Annotated in this window: 17 protein-coding genes; 9 read left to right on the plus strand and 8 right to left on the minus strand. The window is 68.3% G+C overall.

Features of this window, described 5'->3' with window-relative positions; all coding sequences use genetic code 11:
- Window positions 1–557 precede the first annotated feature (557 nt).
- On the minus strand, window positions 558–1,196 hold the full coding sequence (locus ACIBO2_RS56135) for a helix-turn-helix domain-containing protein (RefSeq protein WP_358553008.1): 639 nt from the start codon (window positions 1,194–1,196) through the stop codon (window positions 558–560).
- 60 nt (window positions 1,197–1,256) lie between these two features.
- Here ACIBO2_RS56135 and ACIBO2_RS56140 point away from each other — a divergent pair, with 60 nt between their 5' ends.
- From ACIBO2_RS56140 to ACIBO2_RS56150, 3 genes are all read left to right on the plus strand, one after another.
- Entirely contained in the window at window positions 1,257–1,925 is a 669-nt protein-coding gene (locus tag ACIBO2_RS56140) for a class I SAM-dependent methyltransferase (protein ID WP_358553006.1), read from the plus strand.
- A gap of 87 nt (window positions 1,926–2,012) precedes the next feature.
- Window positions 2,013–2,486, plus strand: a complete 474-nt coding sequence (locus tag ACIBO2_RS56145) for a nuclear transport factor 2 family protein (protein ID WP_358553004.1) — start codon at window positions 2,013–2,015, stop codon at window positions 2,484–2,486.
- 6 nt (window positions 2,487–2,492) lie between these two features.
- Window positions 2,493–3,140 (plus strand): TetR/AcrR family transcriptional regulator, encoded by a 648-nt coding sequence (locus tag ACIBO2_RS56150; protein ID WP_358553002.1) that lies wholly within the window; start codon window positions 2,493–2,495, stop codon window positions 3,138–3,140.
- 192 nt (window positions 3,141–3,332) lie between these two features.
- Here the strand turns inward: ACIBO2_RS56150 and ACIBO2_RS56155 are convergent, their stop codons facing one another.
- Window positions 3,333–4,133: an alpha/beta fold hydrolase gene (locus ACIBO2_RS56155; RefSeq protein WP_397305114.1), complete on the minus strand. Its 801-nt coding sequence runs from the start codon at window positions 4,131–4,133 to the stop codon at window positions 3,333–3,335.
- A gap of 105 nt (window positions 4,134–4,238) precedes the next feature.
- Window positions 4,239–5,189: an alpha/beta fold hydrolase gene (locus ACIBO2_RS56160; RefSeq protein ID WP_358552998.1), complete on the minus strand. Its 951-nt coding sequence runs from the start codon at window positions 5,187–5,189 to the stop codon at window positions 4,239–4,241.
- Window positions 5,190–6,238: 1,049 nt separating this feature from the next.
- Here ACIBO2_RS56160 and ACIBO2_RS56165 point away from each other — a divergent pair.
- The 3 genes from ACIBO2_RS56165 to ACIBO2_RS56175 all read left to right on the plus strand — a co-directional run bounded on the left by ACIBO2_RS56165 (window position 6,239) and on the right by ACIBO2_RS56175 (window position 9,090).
- Entirely contained in the window at window positions 6,239–7,672 is a 1,434-nt protein-coding gene (locus tag ACIBO2_RS56165; RefSeq protein ID WP_358552996.1) for a serine hydrolase, read from the plus strand.
- 180 nt (window positions 7,673–7,852) lie between these two features.
- Window positions 7,853–8,413 (plus strand): sigma-70 family RNA polymerase sigma factor, encoded by a 561-nt coding sequence (locus ACIBO2_RS56170; RefSeq protein ID WP_358552994.1) that lies wholly within the window; start codon window positions 7,853–7,855, stop codon window positions 8,411–8,413.
- Entirely contained in the window at window positions 8,410–9,090 is a 681-nt protein-coding gene (locus tag ACIBO2_RS56175; protein ID WP_358552992.1) for a hypothetical protein, read from the plus strand. Before ACIBO2_RS56170 ends, ACIBO2_RS56175 begins: the two co-directional genes overlap by 4 nt.
- An 85-nt stretch (window positions 9,091–9,175) precedes the next feature.
- Here ACIBO2_RS56175 and pip read toward each other — a convergent pair whose 3' ends face one another.
- Window positions 9,176–10,150 carry a prolyl aminopeptidase gene (gene pip / locus ACIBO2_RS56180; protein WP_358552990.1) on the minus strand — a complete coding sequence of 325 codons (975 nt, stop codon included), beginning with the start codon at window positions 10,148–10,150 and terminating at the stop codon, window positions 9,176–9,178.
- Window positions 10,151–10,268: 118 nt separating this feature from the next.
- Window positions 10,269–11,546: a S1 family peptidase gene (locus ACIBO2_RS56185; RefSeq protein WP_397305115.1), complete on the minus strand. Its 1,278-nt coding sequence runs from the start codon at window positions 11,544–11,546 to the stop codon at window positions 10,269–10,271.
- Window positions 11,547–11,702: 156 nt separating this feature from the next.
- On the opposite strand from ACIBO2_RS56185, the gene ACIBO2_RS56190 reads away from it, so the two are divergent.
- Window positions 11,703–12,383, plus strand: coding sequence for an SDR family oxidoreductase (locus ACIBO2_RS56190; RefSeq protein ID WP_358552986.1), 681 nt, complete (start codon window positions 11,703–11,705; stop codon window positions 12,381–12,383).
- 8 nt (window positions 12,384–12,391) lie between these two features.
- Here ACIBO2_RS56190 and ACIBO2_RS56195 read toward each other — a convergent pair whose 3' ends face one another.
- On the minus strand, window positions 12,392–13,126 hold the full coding sequence (locus ACIBO2_RS56195; protein WP_397305116.1) for a TetR/AcrR family transcriptional regulator: 735 nt from the start codon (window positions 13,124–13,126) through the stop codon (window positions 12,392–12,394).
- A 108-nt stretch (window positions 13,127–13,234) separates the two neighbouring features.
- Between ACIBO2_RS56195 and ACIBO2_RS56200 the strand changes: the two genes are divergently transcribed.
- Window positions 13,235–13,660, plus strand: coding sequence for a nuclear transport factor 2 family protein (locus tag ACIBO2_RS56200; protein ID WP_358552982.1), 426 nt, complete (start codon window positions 13,235–13,237; stop codon window positions 13,658–13,660).
- Here the strand turns inward: ACIBO2_RS56200 and ACIBO2_RS56205 are convergent.
- The gene (locus ACIBO2_RS56205; RefSeq protein WP_397305117.1) at window positions 13,657–14,226 is read right to left on the minus strand and encodes a dihydrofolate reductase family protein; all 570 of its coding nucleotides are present in this window, start codon (window positions 14,224–14,226) and stop codon (window positions 13,657–13,659) included. The two genes, ACIBO2_RS56200 and ACIBO2_RS56205, sit on opposite strands and share 4 nt — an antisense overlap.
- A 112-nt stretch (window positions 14,227–14,338) precedes the next feature.
- Here ACIBO2_RS56205 and ACIBO2_RS56210 point away from each other — a divergent pair, with 112 nt between their 5' ends.
- Entirely contained in the window at window positions 14,339–15,538 is a 1,200-nt protein-coding gene (locus ACIBO2_RS56210; RefSeq protein WP_397305118.1) for an alpha/beta hydrolase family protein, read from the plus strand.
- Between the two features lie 10 nt (window positions 15,539–15,548).
- Here the strand turns inward: ACIBO2_RS56210 and ACIBO2_RS56215 are convergent, their stop codons facing one another.
- A complete protein-coding gene (locus tag ACIBO2_RS56215) occupies window positions 15,549–16,373 on the minus strand; it encodes a class II fructose-bisphosphate aldolase (protein WP_358552976.1) in 825 nt (274 codons plus the stop codon).

A 16,373-nucleotide genomic window follows, 5' to 3' on the forward strand; every position in this document is an offset into this window, starting at 1 on the left:
GATCGCTGTGGTGACGCGGTATGGAACCGACCTCACCTCCCGGCAGCCCGACGCCCTCATCCTCACCTATGTGGCGGTCCGGACTCGCTAGAGAGTCGATCGTGTATTGATCGGGCGGTGAGTCGGTAGCCGCCTGGTGGTACGGCACTCGGTGTGCTGTCTTGCTTCCTGAACAGGTGGCCGCCGTTGGCCTTTGACCCCCAGCGCCGAGAAACTCCAAGTGCGCAGAAATCCTCGGGTCAGGGATAGCGAGCATGCACACCCTGGGCCATGAGCCACCAAGGGGAGTCCATCGGTGGCTCATGGCCTCTGGACAAGGCCAGTGGCGCTGTGCCCCGCCAGCCGAAGAAGACCCTGGGTAGGGCCTCGCCGGGACGGGGCCGGAGGTTGTTTGTCGTGGTCGGCCTACCGCCTTGGGGCTTGGGTGGCCGGGGTGATCTGGTCGGCGTAGGCCCGGTATGGGTGTCGGCGAGGTTGTCCGACCCGGCCCGCGGGAGGCCGGCCAGGTGGTTGGCCACCGGCATCGCGGCTGGAGGACCATCGTGACGTCCGTCCGCTCAGCCGGGGTCGGCGCAGAGTTGGGAGGTCAAGCTGGTGCGGGCCCACTCTTCCCACTTGTCCGGTGACCAGTCGCGGTCGCGGACGAAGATCAGGTAGAGCTGCGGGCTGAGCAGACCGAACAGGAGGTCCGCCGCCATCTCGACGGAGAGGCCGGGACGGGTGTCAGGCTTGCGGGCCAGGGCTTCGGCCGCTGCGTACTGCACGGTGTAACGCGGGTCGGGACCGTCCGGCCACTGTGCGGCGATCTCAGGATCGGTGGCCGCGGCAGCCGCGATCAGCGGCATGATCGGGGCGACCCGGCCCAGGATCTCGCGGGTGCCGTGGACGTGCGCGCGCAGTTGCCCGGCTGCGGTGGGCTCGGCGCACGCGGCGCGAAACCACTCACGATCCATGGTGGCGACCGGCTCGGTATCCCCGGCGATGGATGTGTCGACGACGTCCTTGAACAGCGTGCGCTTGTTGCGGAAGACGAAATAGACCGTCTGGACGGCCACGCCCGCCTGGTCCGCGACCTCCTGCAGGCTCGTCGCCCCGTAACCCTGCGCGACGAACAGCTCGCGAGCCGCCTCGACGACCTTTTCCCGGGTGCGGCGTGAGCGCTCGGCTCGCTTGTCCGGCCGCTTGACATGGTCCATATTGCGAGTATATCTCTAGAGTTTGTCACTAGAGTTCAACTCTATATTTAGGGGAAGACGATGGACCAGCCCAACACCATCCAGCAGCCGGAACCGGACCTGGCCTCAGCGCAGAGAGACCCGGAGGAGGAGTCCGTCCTCCGCGCACTGGAGCGCTACTACCGCACCGGCAAGCCACCGTGGGACACCGGCGTGACGCCGCCCGAGCTGGTCGCCCTGGTAGAGGGGCACGGCGCGCTGCCGCCCGGCCGCGCCCTCGAACTCGGCTGCGGCACGGGGACCAACGCCACCTACCTCGCACGGCACGGCTGGGAGGTGGCGGCCGTCGACCTCATCGACCGCGCCGTCGACCAGGCCAGGGAGAAAGCCGCGGAAGCGGGAGTGGCGGTACGGCTGCTGCACGGAGACGCCACCCGCCTCGACGAGCTGGACGTGCCGGGCCCCTTCGACCTGTTCTTCGACCTGAGCTGCTACTGCGGGGTCCCGCTGCACCGCCGCGACGCCTACGCCGCCGGGCTCACCCAACGCGCCGCTCCTGGAGCACGGTTGCTGATGTTCGGGTACGGCCCCGAGCCGCTCGGCAATCCGACCCCCGAGGTCGCGTCGTGGGCGGCGGGCGTCACAGCCGACGAGCTCCGCGCCAGGTTCCACGGCTGGGAACTGCTTGACGTCACACCGGGCACCAACTCGGTGCCGACCTTCTGGTTCACGCTGCGCCGCGACGCCTAGCAATCTCCGGTCGCGGGTTTCTGTCAGCACTCGACCTGGCCGCGGCGGCTGGTATGTTATTGGTCGATTACTAACCTAGGAGTCGACATGACAGCCGAGCAAGACCACGCCAGCCGCCGCGCCGCTGCCCAGCACACCGTGGCCGAGCACCTGCGCCTTACCGCCGCAGGACTCACCAACGAATGGGTGGCGTTGTTCGCCCCGGAGGGGGTGCTCGAGTTCCCGTTCGCGCCGGTCGGCGTGCCTCAACGGGTGACGGGGCGAGACGCACTGCTGGCGCACATGAGCAACTTTCCCGAGACCTTCGACGTAGAGTTCGTCGACCTGGTGTTCCACCCGACAGTCGATCCGAGCCTCGTGATCGCCGAATTCCGCTCGACGGGCATCGCACTGCCGACCGGCAAGCCGTACGAGCAGAGGTGCGTCTCCGTCGTCCGGACCGATGACGACGCGCGCATCACCCACTACCTGGACTACTGGAACCCGCTGGTGGCGATCGAGGCACTCACGCCCCACGATGTGCCGTCCGACGCTGAGCTCAGCGTGACGTTCGGAGGTTGAGGGTCCATGCCCGCCGCCGGTACCAGCACGAAGAGCGACGAACGACGTCGAGCCATCGTGGCCGCCGCGATGGCTTGCTTCGCGCAGAAGGGTTTCTACGGTACGACGACGCATGAGTTGGCTGAGCGGGTCGGCATCTCTCAGCCGTATCTCTATCGCCTGTACCCGAACAAGGAAGCGCTGTTCGCGGCGGTGGTCGATCACGTGTCCGTCGTGATGACCGAAACCTTGGTCGCGCACTCGCCGGCGTCGGGTGGGGCTGGGCTGACATCTGAGGCGGCGTCGGGTGGGGCCGGGCCGGCGTCTGAGGCGGCGTCGGGTGGGGCCGGGCCGGCGTCTGAGGCGGCGTCGGGTGGGGCCGGGCCGGCGTCCGAGGCGGCGTTGGATGCGGCACGCGGTGCCTACGCCGCGCTCATCGCGGACCGGACCATCCTACGTTTCCTCATGCACGCGAACTGTGCCGCCGGCGAGCCGCTGGTAGGGGAGGCCGTGCGTCGGTGCTACGCCAAGCAGGTTGACACTGTTCGGCGGCTGCTGGGCGATGACGACGCCGTCCGGCGCTGGTTCGGCGCCGGAATGCTCGACAACGTGGTCGCCGTCCTGGGTCTGGCCGACATCGATGAGCCGTGGGCGCACGTACTCGCCGCTCGATGACCTGACACCGGGGGATACGCCCGCGCCGATCGGCCTCCCGCCACACCCTCCGGTGCAGATGACGCTCGGCCGGTCGCGCACCGGCGAGCCGGGCGAGAAGTTCACGTACTCCACGTACTCCAACACCAACCACACTCACCGGCATGATCATCGATAAGAAGACCTGAGGATTCAGTGCGGCTCGGCGCCCGGCTACACCACACTGATCCCCTTCTCGACCGGTGGCTGGCAGCGGTTCGAGATTTCCGTCTCCAGGAAGTTCGAGATCTCGTTCGCGACGACGTCGGGCATCTCGAGACCACACAGGTGTCCAAGCTCGCTCAGCAGGACCGCACGGCTTCCGGGGATGCGTCGCACGTCGTCGAGCTGCTTGGCTTGATCTACGACGACGTCCTTTCCGCCGAGTATGTAGCAGGTCGGTATGCGTATCTCAGACAGCTCGTCGGCCTGGCTTGTCAGCGCACCGCCGGCCAGCCAGCCGTGCCACATCTGTTCGGTGACGGTCAGCATGCTGCTCGTCAGACTCGAGGTCTTCGAGGGATCCACCGAGATTGCGGCCACTCCTTGCGTGAGGGCCTCGACGTTGCCGTAGGCGGCATCGAAGCCGGCGATCACCTCGTCCCCGGCAGTCGTCCCCGCGGCGTTCCACGGAACAACACCAACCAGCGCACGCACACCATCCGGGTAGTCGAGCGCGATACGCACCGCGATCGCACTGCCAAGGGAATAGCCGACCAGGCAGTAGGCGTCGACGCCCACGTCGTTGATCGCGTCGTGCAGGGTCGCGGCCAGCGTGGACAGTCTCCCGTCCGCCGGCGCGCGTACGGACTGACCATGTCCGGGCAGGTCGAAGATCAAGACGCGGAACCCGCTCAGGTGTCGCGCGATTCCGGTCATGAGATCAGCCGAGGCACCGAATCCTGGCAGCATGACAAGGGTCAGAGGGCCCTGGCCGTGTTCCTCCCAGTAAATGCCTGAACTGGTGTGGGGCATCGCGATCTCCTTAGTCTCGGCGAAGTTTGTTGGGCATACACGTACGGCCGAGCACATCGGCCAGATCCACCCGCACCGGGGCCCGCCATGGGCGCATCATCTCGTTCAGTGCGCCTGGGTGGTGCGGCTCGCGGTGAAGGCCAGAAGAAGCGCGGCGGTCCGCGGCGGATCCTCCATGATGGGCGAGTGCCCAACACCGGCCAGCAACTCGACTTTCGCGCCCGGAACGGCGCTGTATTCGGCGGCGGAGGAGGATCGCCATCGCTGATCTTCCTCGCCGAAGATCACCAGCAGTGGCTTGCCGAGGGGAATCAGCCGATCGGGGAGCGCGCGCTGATTCACATAGTCGTCGCCGGTCTGCGTTGTCGCGATGAGGGCGTGGTAGGTCATGCCGCGCGCGTCGTCCACGACCGCCTGCGGGACCTTGAAGCCGGGGCGGCTGAACGCGGTGCTCGCGGCGTTGCGGATCAGGCTGTCGGTCCGAAGCCGCCACAGCAGTTGGCCGATGACGGGGGTGTACAAGAGCCCGCCGACGCCGCCGGCTGAGACGGCGGCGGCCAAACGGGGCGCGGTGTCGATGAGAACGAGCGAGGTCACCAGGTCGGGGCGTTGCTCGGCGAGAGCGGTGGCGACCGCGCCACCGGTGGAATGGCCGACCACTGTGGCGTGCTTGATCCCGAGCCGGTCCATTGCCTCACCGACCCGGAGTCCCTGCTCCGGCATCCCGTAGCCACCACCGGCCGGCTTGGCCGACCGGCCGTGCCCGAGCAGGTCGATCCGGATGACGCGATGGGACTTGGTCAGCAGCGGAACGAGCGCGTCCCACGAGCGGGTCGACGCGGCGAGCCCGTGGATCAGTACGAGTGCTGGGGCATCAGCGGGGCCGTCCTGGCGCACGTAGATGTTCCCGCCGTTGAGGGGCAGGGTTGGATCCCCACTGGCCTCGGCGCTCTGCCGCGTCACCACCTCCGCGTTCGCGAGAAGCAGTCCGACGACGACGAAGAGGACGGCCGAGATGATCAAGAGGCGCCGCCGGCGCCGTGCCGGGTTGCTCACATCAGCCTGCCGGCGCGGAAACCGCAGGTCGGCGTCGTTGAAACAGCGGGGTCATCGAGCCCCAGGGAAATAGTCACGGGCCTACTGTCGTCGCTGGTGCGCGCCAGCGGCTTGTACAAATGTTCCGGTCAGTCGGCTCGCCTTATGAGAGCGTCGTTGACCGATGCCGGCGGTGTCCCCGAAGTTCATGGCCTGCTTGTTCTGATCGTCAGCGCCATCGCCGCCTCAGCGGCCGGTAGTCCCGGGACCCGGGGCAGCGACCCAAGCGATCGTGCGCAGGGCCTGCCAGCTGGCGCTGACCGACCAAGACAGCGAGCGTCGCCGGCCCGCCGCCTTCGCCGAAACGTGGAAGAGTCAGGCGCCTCCATTGCCGTGTCGAGCGGGCACTCACGCTCGTCTGGGGGCTCATGAGCGCGCGACGGCGTGCGCGGTGATGGTCCGGCCGTCGCGTACTTGCCACAGCCCCGCAGCCGGGATGTATCGGACGGAGCAGGTTAGCCCCCAGCGAGGCAATCGACTGCGCCTGCACCCTCCACCTCGTCCTCTGCTACGGCGTGAACTCGAAGGCTGCTTCGTGGCAATACTGATGAGGATCCAGATATGAGAGGTATGCATGAGCTCAGCTAGTGGCCTGGTGGACGCGCCAGATTCCCGGAAGGCCGCCCGCGATCGAGCGGCGGGTGAAGTCGAAGGCGTCGAAAATCCGAAACCAAGATCCAGACTGTGTTAAGGTCACGAACCTGCATCGGGGGATGTCATGACGGGGCGCAGACGCCATCGAGCGGCGAGTGATGAGCCGCGAAGAGCTCTGAGGTCGTCACCTATGAGCGGGCTCGGACGGGTGAGCTCACGGGGATAACCCCGGCCATGCGGCGCGATCACCCTCGCCGAGGGCTGGCCGTGTGACAGTTGCCCCTCTGAGTGCTCTTTCCATGGACGAGCGAGCCCGTTCCTCGCCGCGTTCGAAGTCCGCGTTCGAAGTCCGCGTCACCAGCCGACAAACCTGAACTCCCAAAGCCGGGAACGTCTGCCAAGGAGAATTACAGATCGTGTCTATTTTCCGAACCAGAACGAGTCGTGCCGTGGCCGCGCTGTCCACTGCCTCGCTGCTGTTAGCCGCCGTGGCGCCGCCGGCCCAGGCCACCACCGATGGCGGCGGCATCGCCGCCTTCCTGCGGGACACCATGAACGACCTTCGCTTCGAGCAGGTGCTCGACCTGGCGCCGCCGGCATCCCCGCAGGCTCGGACGCTTGCCAACGGCGTCGACAAGGACGCGAAGACGGCCGCCGACTACGCCCGGCTGTTCGCCAATGCGGCCGACCCCAAACCCATCGTCCAGCAGCCGCAACTCGACGTGACCGTACTGGAACTGGACCGGCGAGGGCAGCTGCTCTCATCCGGCACGGTCCTGATGAGCCCGCAGTATCCGAACGGGATCGTCGTGCCGGTGGACAAGAACTTCCACACCGATCAGGTGCGCTGGCGGCAGTGGGACGACGCCGGATGGTACGCCAACCAGGGCAAAGGCACCATCGACATCGTGCCGGGCCGGGAGAACGCGCCCATCGACTTCATGCTCCCCTACCCGGCCTCCGTCCTGAAGCTGATGGTCAACTTCGGGGTGCTGCGCCTGGTGGACAAGGGCGTGATCAAGCTTGACGACACCTACGACTACCAGCCGACCACGGTCAGCTCGCTGTGCGGTGGGCCGTCGAGCAACACCATCAGCGCCTACATGGACGCCTCGATCACCTCCTCCTCCAACGCCGCGTCCTGTGCGCTGGTGAAGCTGCTGCACGACAAGGGCGCGGTGGACGAGCTCAACCAGACCTTCCAGGACCTGGGCCTGGAGACCATGCAGCTGAAGAACACCAACCCGGCCAACGGCGGCCGCTGGTCCAACCCGGTCACGATGAACTCGTTGGACACGGCCAAGCTGCTCGCGCTGGTCGATGGCGTACAGGGCACGGCGTGGACCGCCCCCAACGGTTCACCGGTCACCGGCGCGGTGCTGAGCCCCACCTCCCGCCAGGTCTTCAAGAAGCTGCTCGGCGAGCAGGGCTTCAACGACATGCTCTCCACCACCAACCGGTGCGGCAGCGCGTACCCGGCCGCGGGCATCCCGCAGCGGGTGGCTTCGCGGTGGGTGGCCGCCGACGGCACGGTGACGGTCGAGGGCAACAAGTTCGGCAAGGACGTCCGGCCCTGCAACAAGCAGGCGCAGGTGACGTTCGCGCACAAGACCGGCTGGGTCGGCAACTCGGGAGCTGACGCGGGCATCGTACGGTCCCTGCCGGGCAAGGCCGGCCGCCACTACGTCGTCGTGGCCTTCACCAACCTCGGCACCCAGTACGTGGACGCCAACCGGCCGGCGACCGAGCCCGGCGTCTACCCGGTCGCCTTCACCGAGAAGCTGGCCCAACTGGGCGCGGCGATCGACCGGTACCAGGTCACCTGGCTCGCCCGACGCACCAAGAGCTGATCATCACCAAGAGCTGATCATCCGCAATAGCCCGCCGCGTTGACGCGGGCCCATGATGCCGATGTTCCCGGCCCGCGAGACCGATGCGGGCCGCGAACATCGGCATCGTCTGTTCACTCTCATAACGCTTTGTCGGCAGCTGACCAAGAAGGGGGGTAATCGACGAAGGGAGCATGGCCGGTGCGTCGCAAACGTTCGGACATCGCCACAGACCCGGAGGCTTTCGAAGCCTTCTACCGGCGCCACGTCGACGCGATCGCGCGGTTCCTGGCTCGCCGGGTCGATGATCCGCACACGGTCGCCGATCTGGTGGCCGAGGTTTTCGTCGCGGTGCTCGACTCCGCCCACACCTACCGGCCCGGGCTCGGTAGCGAGATCGCGTGGTTGTACGGCGTGGCTCGCAACACTCTGTCGGCCGAGCGGCGGCGGGCGTTCAAGGAGACGAGGCTGGCCTATCGCCTAGGCGGGACAAGGCTGCTCGACTCCGACGACCTCGCCGAGCTGGAAGAGCGGATCGACGCGGAAAGCGTGGCCAGGCGGGCCTTCCAGGCCATGGCCGGATTACCGGACGGTGATCGCGCGATGCTCGAACTGGTCGTCATCGACCAGCTCACGATCGGCGAGGCGGCCACCGCTCTGGGCATCCGGCAGGGGGCCGCCAGGGCCAGGCTGCACCGCGCCCGCCACGCGCTCAGGAACGTGCCGGAGATGGCTCCCTTCGTCATGGAAGGAATGCGATGAGATTCAAGGAGCAGCTGCTGATGGAGCTCAAAACCGAAATCGCCGCCCGGAACACGGCCAGACGTGTGGCTGTCAGGCGGCGCCTGCTCGCCGGGGCGGCGGTGGCCGCGATGGCGGCCGCGGCGGCCGTCGCGGTGCCGTTCCTGACCGGGTCGGAGAACCCGGCCTACGCGGTCACCAAGAACACCGACGGCTCGATCACCCTGAAGATCAACCAGTTCAGGGACCCCGATCAGGTGGAGAAGGACCTGGCGGCAGTCGGCGTGACCGCCGACGTCTCCTACGTCAAGCCCGGCACCTGGTGTGCCCCTGACCGCGGCCACACGGACGCCGGCCCCTCGTTCTCCAAGGAGGAGATCAACAGCAAGGATCCCGAGGTTCGGAAGAGGATCAGGGAGGCGATCGAGAACTCGCCGAACGGCAAGGCGTTCAGGATGGGGCGCGGCGAGGTGCGGATCCGCCCGCAGCACATCAAACCGGGGCAGACAGCCGTCATGGAGTTCACCGAGAACGAGGACCAGACCTCGGGCCCGGAGAAGCCCAGAGCCATGTGGCAATTCAGCGGCTACCTCGTCACCGGTCCGGTCAAGCCCTGCAAGGTCGTCGTCGACCCGTCCTGGAGCAAGATGCCCGACCCCAGGACGAACCCCGGGGCATACCCGCCGGCCGGTAGCTGACCCCCCGGGCGGGAGTCCGGCAGGCGGCGCCACCTGCCGGACTCCCGCCCGTCAGCCGTCACGCGATCCGCCCCACAGCGGGCGGCTAAGCGATGGAGGCGGGGTGGTGGTCGCGGTAGCCGTCCGTGGCCGCGATGAGTTCGTGCAGCGTGCCGGGCTCGGCGCCCGCGTGGCCGGCGTCCTCGACGATTCGCAGCTCCGCCTCCGGCCAGGCCAGATGCAGGTCCAACGCCGCGTCCGGCGGCGTCTTCATGTCGTAGCGGCCGTTCACGATCACGCACGGGATGTGCCGGATCGCGGCCACGTCGAGCAGCTCGCCCTCCCGCAGGAAACACCCCTGGCTGAAGTAGTGCGCCTCGATGCGGGAGAAGCCCACCAGCACCTGGTCGTCCAGTGGTGGCGGTGGGGCGGGGAGCAGGGTGTTCGCCGACAATTCCCAGGCCGCCCAGGCCCGTGCGGCCGGTACGTGCACCTCCGGGTCCGGGTCGGACAACCGGCGATGGTAGGCGGCGACCAGGTCGTCCCGCTCCGCCTCCGGGATGAAGCCGCGGAAGGCCGCCCACTCCCGCGGGAACAGCCGGGCCGACCCGGTGCCGGTGAACGCCCACGCGTCATCGGCCTTGCTCGCCAGATAGACGCCGCGCAGCACCAGCTCGCTCACCCGCTCCGGATGCCGCCGCGCGTAGGCCAGCGCCAACGTCGACCCCCACGAGCCGCCGAACACCTGCCAGCGCTCGATGCCGAGGTGCTGCCTGAGCCGCTCAATGTCCGCCACGAGGTGCCAGGTCGTGTTGGTCTCCAGCGACACCCCGGGGTCGGCCGCGTGCGGTCGGCTGCGCCCGCAGTTGCGCTGGTCGAACAGGACGATGCGGTACGCCTCGGGATCGAAGAACCGCCGCTGCGGCGGTAACGACCCGCCACCGGGACCGCCATGGAGGAAGACGACAGGTTTGCCGTCGGGGTTGCCGCTGACCTCCCAATAGATCTCGTTCCCGTCGCCCACATCGAGCATCCCGGTCTCGTACGGCTCAATAGGCGGATAAAACGTTCTTTGTCCCATGGCTATCAGACATACCCGCCGACGCCGCCCGGCGCGCACGCCGCCTCAGCCCCGGACAATGAGCCGCCCACCCCGGCACACGGCCGGGATGGGCGGGCGTTCCTGGGAGATCCGGCGGCTACCAGACCTGTAGCAGGGCGCCGAATTCCAGGTCCACGTCCCAGACGCGGGAGAATATGATCACGGATCCGCCGTCCGCGGCGCCGCAGTACACCTTCTTGCTGACGGCCGAGGTGATGCCCTGTGCGGCGACCTCGTCGAACCAGTTGGTGTAGGAGTAGATCGGGCCCCCGCTGTCACCGTGCGCGACGGCGCAGCCGCCGACGACGCTTTTGGCGCGGACCATGTGCTTGACGTACTGACCGTTGGTGTAGGTGCCGCTCCAGCCGGTCTCGGTCACCTTGATCAGGCAGTTCTCGCCCAGGGTGGCCCCGGAGTTGCAGACGAAGTTGCCCACGTACGCCTTCCACAGCGCCACCACCTTGTTGCTGGTGGAGGCGGTGCTGCTGCCGTCGAAGACGTTGGCGGTCGCGTCGGCGAGCACGATCGCGGCGTCTCGCTTGGCGACGCGCCAGGACAGCTGACCCATGTGGTTCGCCGGGCTGATGCCTCCGCCGTCGTAGAACTGGTCCCAGACATTGCCGCAGTGAGCGGCGGTGAGGAACCCCGGGGTGCCGTACTTGTCGACGACCGCGAAGCCGGAGCTGCAGCCCGCCCCCGACTGCTGGTTCCAGGTCCGGCCGCCCGCGTAGTAGCTCGGCACGTCGTCCTGCCTGCTGTAGGCCGGGCTGAACTCCTCTCCTGTCTCCAGCGTGATCGGCGCGCTCGTGCCGCTGGGCCGCTGCAACTGCTGCGGGTCGGCGTCCTCCCCGGTGACCGAGAGCCGGATGCCGCTGCCGTCCGGCTGCGGCGCCGCGCCGCTCGCCTGGCCGGCCTCGGCCCACTTCTCGGCCTCCTGAAGGAGCTGCGCGTTGGTGTATGCGGCCGGCAGTACGGCCACTGGAGCCGTCTGCCGTCCCTGGTCGATCGTGGTCTGTACGGCCGGCGGCACCGTGCCCCGCCAGTACAGGCGTACCTCGTGGTTCTCCGGTGCGACGACGATCCCCGCGTAGCCCTCGGCGTTCTCGGCCGACTCGATGATGCGGTCGGCCACCCCGTTCAGCCGAGTCTGCTCCGAGAACAGCGCCTTCCAGTCGGCGAACCCGCCCGGCGCCGCCCCCCGCGGCCCTGTCGCGTCCCTGTCCGGCGTCTTGCCGCCCGGGTCGTCGATGGCCCGCGTGGTCACGGCCGGGTCGTCGGTGGCGGTCTGCGCCGTGGCTGCCCCCGCGCCCAGAAAGGGCAGCAGCGCACAGGCGGTGCTGAGGATGGTCAGGCGTAAGCGGACTTTCTTCTGCATGAGTGAAACCCCCGTGTCTGTGACAAACGCGAGTCATCACAGCATGGGGATCACGGTTTGTTCCGCGTCCAATTACGGGGGCGGTCTGCGCACCCCGCCCTTGTGCCTGGTCAAGGTCAGGCTCAGGAAGTGGGTTCCGTGGATAGGCTCGTACGAATGAATCGCGTCTGCCTGGTCACCGGGGCCAACCGGGGCATCGGATTGGAGGTCTCTCGCCAGCTCGCGCTGGCCGGGGACACCGTCATCCTGACCGCCAGGGATCTGGGGAAGGCGGAGAAGGCGGCGAGTGGGCTGCACGGGACCGTGGAGCCGCGGCAACTGGATGTCGGTGATCCGGCCTCGGTGCGCCGGTTCGTCGAGGAGTTGCCGTACGACAAGGTAGATGTCCTGGTCAACAACGCCGCCATCCACTACGACACCTGGCAGCGAGCCGAGAACGCCGATCTCGACGTCGTGCGGGAGGCACTGGAGACGAACCTGCTGGGGACCTGGCGGGTCACGTTGGCGCTGCTGCCGTTGCTGCGGGCCGGCGATCACGGGCGGGTGGTGAACGTCTCCAGCGAGGCCGGGTCGCTGGCCGTCATGGGCGGCGGCACCCCGGCCTACACCGTGTCGAAGACCGCGCTCAACGCGCTGACCAGGATGCTGGCCGCCGAGCTGCGCGAGGATGGGATCCTGGTGAACTCCGTCTGCCCTGGGTGGGTGGCCACCGACATGGGCGGGCCCGGCGGGCGGCCGGTCGCCGAGGGGGCGCGGAGCGTGCTGTGGGCGGTGGATCTGCCGGATGGCGGGCCTACCGGGGGATTCTTCCGTGATGGCGAGGCTCTGGCCTGGTAGGTCACCGGTCAGCCGGTGGTCCGGCGGCGGTGGGCCTTCTGCCTGCAGGCGCCGCCGCAGAAGCGGGGTGGGCGGCCGGTGCGGGACGTCTGGATGACGGTGCCGCACTCCTCACAGCGGGCGGCGTGCTCCGCAGGGGTTTCGTTACGAGCTTCCTGTTTCGTCACAGGTTTCGTTACGGTGGGCAGTGGGGAGCGTCCGGTGCGGAGGCCGTCCAGGACGAGTGCGGTGGCCCTGCCGGGGGTGGTGCTGTGTGTCTCCATCGTGATGCATCCCGCCATGAGGGCCATGACGTCCGTCAACTGCGCGTCCGGCCGTACGGCTCCCGCCTGGCGGGCCCGGTCGAGCAGGGCGGTGAGGGCGGTGCCGTAGCGGCGCCGGGCCTCCAGCGCCATCTCCGCCTTGTGGCCGGAGGCGAAGGATTCGCAGAGCGCCTTGTTGAGTCCGGCCTGCTCGACGGTCGAGGCGAAGGCGGTGAAGAACGCCTCCCCGGTCTCCGCTTCGCCGGTGGCCAGCAGAGCGGTGAGCTCGTCGGCCAGGCGTTCGATCCGGTCGTGGACCACCGCCTCGAACAGGGCCTCCTTGCTGGGGAAATGCCGGTAGACCGTGCCCGCGCCGACACCCGCGCGTCTGGCGATCACGTCGAGCGGCACTGACAGGCCCTCCGCCGCGAACGCCTCCTGGGCGGCCGCCAGCACGCGGGCGCGGTTGTGCCGGGCGTCCGCGCGAGCGGCGATCGTCATGTGGTCTCCCATGCGCCGGTTTGGTGCCCGGATTGACAACCGGAACGCGCGTTCCGTAGCGTCTAAGCGGGTTGACCGTTCCGATTCTATGCAGAACGAGGAGTTCGCATGACCGTACCGACATACCCGACCCCCCGAGAGGTCGTCGATCGCTTCCTGCGGGCGTCCGTCGACGGCGGGCTGGCCGACCTGTACGCCCCCGACGTCGTGATCGAAATACCGTTCGCCCCGGCCGGCATCCCTCGGCGCACGCAGGGACGTGAGGAGCTGCGGGCCAGGTTCGAGGCCGCCAAAGGCGTGCTGCGCTGGGAGCGGACGGACAACGTGCTGATCCACGAGACCGCGGACCCCGAGGTGGTCATCGTGGAGTTCGAACTCCACGGCTCTCTCGTCGCCTCGGGGCGGCCTGTCGTCTCGACGTACATCATGGTCGTCCGGGTGCGGGAGGGCTTGATCGTCCATTCCCGGGACTACGGGAACCCCATGGGCATGGAGGAGTACCGCGAGGAGCTGATGAGCGCGCTGAACTCCTAGCGCGCGTACCTCATGAGGACCGTGCCGTTGCCGAACGTGCGCGTCGCGGTCAGGTTGAACAGGGTCGGGCGGAACTCGCCGTCGAAGGCGGGGATGCCCGACCCCGCGACCACCGGGTAGGCCTTGACGACCAGCTCGTCGATCTCCGGCAGCAGCGTGCCGGCCAGCTTGCCGCCGCCGCAGAGCCAGATGCCGAGCCCGTCGTCCTCCTCCTTCAGGCGGCGGACCAGCGCGAGAGGGTCGCCGGAGACGAGCTCCACCGCCGGGTCGGCGATCTCCGGGATCGTGGTGGAGAAGACGTATTGCCGCAGGTGGGCATAGGGGCTGGTCACGCCGGCGTCGAGGACAGGCCCGTAGGTGCCCCGGCCCATGAGGACGGTGTCGAAGCGCTTGTTGGGGGCGTCGAAGCCGATCTGCTTCCGGATGTGGGTGGGGACGGTCTCGGAGAACTCCTCGTTGGCGTAGGCGGCCAGGTCGTCGGACGCCGGATAGAAGTCGAACTCGCCGCGGGGGCCGGCGATGTAGCCGTCGATGGACGTCGCGACGTAGTAGGTGAGGCTTCGCAAGATAAGCACTCCATTGTTAGTACTGCAGATGAAGTGGCTTCACCGTAGTACTACGGCTGGAGTGGTGTCAATCATGTATACGCCGTAAACGTTGTACGTGTACGCTGTAAACATGGCAGAGGTCATCCAGGAAAACGGGCCCGAGGGCGGGAAGCCCAGGCGGCGTCGGCGGCGGATCATCATCGTGACGGTGTCCGTGCTGCTGGTGGCCATGATCGGCGGCACCTTCGGGAGCGCCTGGTGGGGGAGCGACTTCGGCATCAAGCCGGACCATCCCTTCTCCACGCACCCCGACCACTCCAACGTCGTGCTCGAAGTGAAGCGGGTCGGCTCCGGCGAGAACGTGGTCATCGGCTCGCCCAACGCGTACACGCGAAGGCGCGGGACGTACCGGATGGTGTGGGACGGCGTCGAAGCGAAGATCGGCGATGTCGTCGCCGATTCGGCGGGCTCCGTGGAGCGGCCCATCCTGAGTGGCCCGGCTCCCTCGGTCGGGACGACGGTGGACGTGACCGGGGTGATGATCAGCGACCCGAAGAGCTCCCTCGGGCTGGACTACTCGGAGGTCTCGGTGCGCACCGAGCTCGGCCCGGCCCCGGCCTGGTACGTACCGGCGTCCGGGTCGACGTGGGTGATCGCGGTACACGGTCTGAACGGGCGGCGCAACGCCTTGGTGGCCATCCCGATATTCCACCGGCTCGGCCTGCCGGTGCTCGCGATCACCTATCGCAACGACGAAGGGGCACCGCCTTCCGCTGACGGTCTGATCCACTCCGGCGAATCGGAGTATCGGGACGTGGAGTCGGCGGTCCGCTACGCGCAGAGCATGGGGGCGAAGCGGGTGGTGTTGTACGGCGAGTCGATGGGCGGCATGATCGTCGGCCAGTTCCTGGTCCGCTCGCCGCTGGCCGGTGTCGTCACCGCGACGCTGCTGGACTCACCGCTGCTCAGTATGCCGATGGTGGCCGCGTTCGCAGGGGGGCAGTACGGAGTGCCCGCCCCGGCGATCTGGCTGAGTAACCAGATCACCTATTGGCGCACCGGCGTCGACCTCGATCAGCTGGATCTGATAACCCACCCACCGGCCACGAAGCCGCCGACGCTGCTCTTCGCCGGTACGGCGGACACGCAGGCCCCGCTGGCGATGGACCGCGCTTTCGTCCCGGCGGCCAAGAAGACGCACTGGCCCGTGGAGTACGCGGAGTTCCCCGGCGCGGAGCACGTCGAGTCCTGGAACTCCGACCCTGCCCGCTACGAGAAGGCGGTCACCGACTTCTTCATCCGCACGGTGGTCCCGGCCGAGCGTGGATAGAGCCTTCTTCTCAGCTTGTGAGGACGCCGAGGAGGTGGGTCACCTCGCGGGCCACGGCGTCGCGGCCCGCTCGCAGGTACTTGCGCGAGTCGACCACCTTCTCGTCGCCGGCCAGGTAGTCGCGCACGGCACCGGTGAACGCCTTGTTCAGGTGCGTGGCGATGTTGATCTTCTTCATGCCGTGCCGTACGGCCGCGCGCAGGGTGTCGTCGGGCACCCCCGACGAGCCGTGCAGCACCAGCGGGACCGCCACGGCGGCGCGGAGCTCGGCGATGAGGTCCAGGTCGAGCACGGCGTCCTTGGTGGTCATCGCGTGCGAGGTGCCCACGGCGACGGCCAGCGCGTCAACGCCGGTGCGCGCCACGTAGTCCACCGCCTCGTGCGGCTTGGTCCGCGCGCCCGGCGCGTGCACGCCGTCCTTGCCGCCCACCTCGCCCAGCTCGGCCTCCACCCACACGCCGCGCTCGTGGCACCAGGCGGCCACGTCGGCGGTGGCGATCACGTTCTCCTCGTCGGGCAGTGCCGACGCGTCGAACATCACCGAGCCGACACCCAGCTCCACCGCCTCCTCGACCAGGGCGCGATCGGTGGCGTGGTCGAGATGCACCGCCACCGGCACCGCGGCCCCCTTGGAGACCGCGAGGCAGGCGAGCGCGATGGGTTCCAGGGCGCCGTGGTAGCGGACGCAGTTCTCGCTGATCTGCAGGACGACCGGCAGGCCCAGGGCCTCGGCGCCCGCGACGATGGCGGTGGCGTGCTCCAACTGGATCACGTTGAACGCGCCCACTCCCGCGGGTGATTCGCGGACGATGTCGCCGATTCGGGCGAGGGGCAT

This window comes from Nonomuraea sp. NPDC050022 (assembly GCF_044460705.1).
Lineage (GTDB): Bacteria > Actinomycetota > Actinomycetes > Streptosporangiales > Streptosporangiaceae > Nonomuraea.

Bases quoted from the DNA above. Each gene is read 5' to 3' on its own strand.
- ACIBO2_RS56155 (WP_397305114.1), bottom strand. From the start codon at position 4,133: ATGCCCCACACCAGTTCAGGCATTTACTGGGAGGAACACGGCCAGGGC.
- ACIBO2_RS56140 (WP_358553006.1), top strand. From the start codon at position 1,257: ATGGACCAGCCCAACACCATCCAGCAGCCGGAACCGGACCTGGCCTCA.
- ACIBO2_RS56185 (WP_397305115.1), bottom strand. From the start codon at position 11,546: ATGCAGAAGAAAGTCCGCTTACGCCTGACCATCCTCAGCACCGCCTGT.
- ACIBO2_RS56200 (WP_358552982.1), top strand. From the start codon at position 13,235: ATGACCGTACCGACATACCCGACCCCCCGAGAGGTCGTCGATCGCTTC.
- ACIBO2_RS56135 (WP_358553008.1), bottom strand. From the start codon at position 1,196: ATGGACCATGTCAAGCGGCCGGACAAGCGAGCCGAGCGCTCACGCCGC.
- ACIBO2_RS56145 (WP_358553004.1), top strand. From the start codon at position 2,013: ATGACAGCCGAGCAAGACCACGCCAGCCGCCGCGCCGCTGCCCAGCAC.
- pip (WP_358552990.1), bottom strand. From the start codon at position 10,150: ATGGGACAAAGAACGTTTTATCCGCCTATTGAGCCGTACGAGACCGGG.
- ACIBO2_RS56150 (WP_358553002.1), top strand. From the start codon at position 2,493: ATGCCCGCCGCCGGTACCAGCACGAAGAGCGACGAACGACGTCGAGCC.
- ACIBO2_RS56210 (WP_397305118.1), top strand. From the start codon at position 14,339: ATGGCAGAGGTCATCCAGGAAAACGGGCCCGAGGGCGGGAAGCCCAGG.
- ACIBO2_RS56195 (WP_397305116.1), bottom strand. From the start codon at position 13,126: ATGACGATCGCCGCTCGCGCGGACGCCCGGCACAACCGCGCCCGCGTG.
- ACIBO2_RS56215 (WP_358552976.1), bottom strand. From the start codon at position 16,373: ATGCCCCTCGCCCGAATCGGCGACATCGTCCGCGAATCACCCGCGGGA.
- ACIBO2_RS56190 (WP_358552986.1), top strand. From the start codon at position 11,703: ATGAATCGCGTCTGCCTGGTCACCGGGGCCAACCGGGGCATCGGATTG.
- ACIBO2_RS56175 (WP_358552992.1), top strand. From the start codon at position 8,410: ATGAGATTCAAGGAGCAGCTGCTGATGGAGCTCAAAACCGAAATCGCC.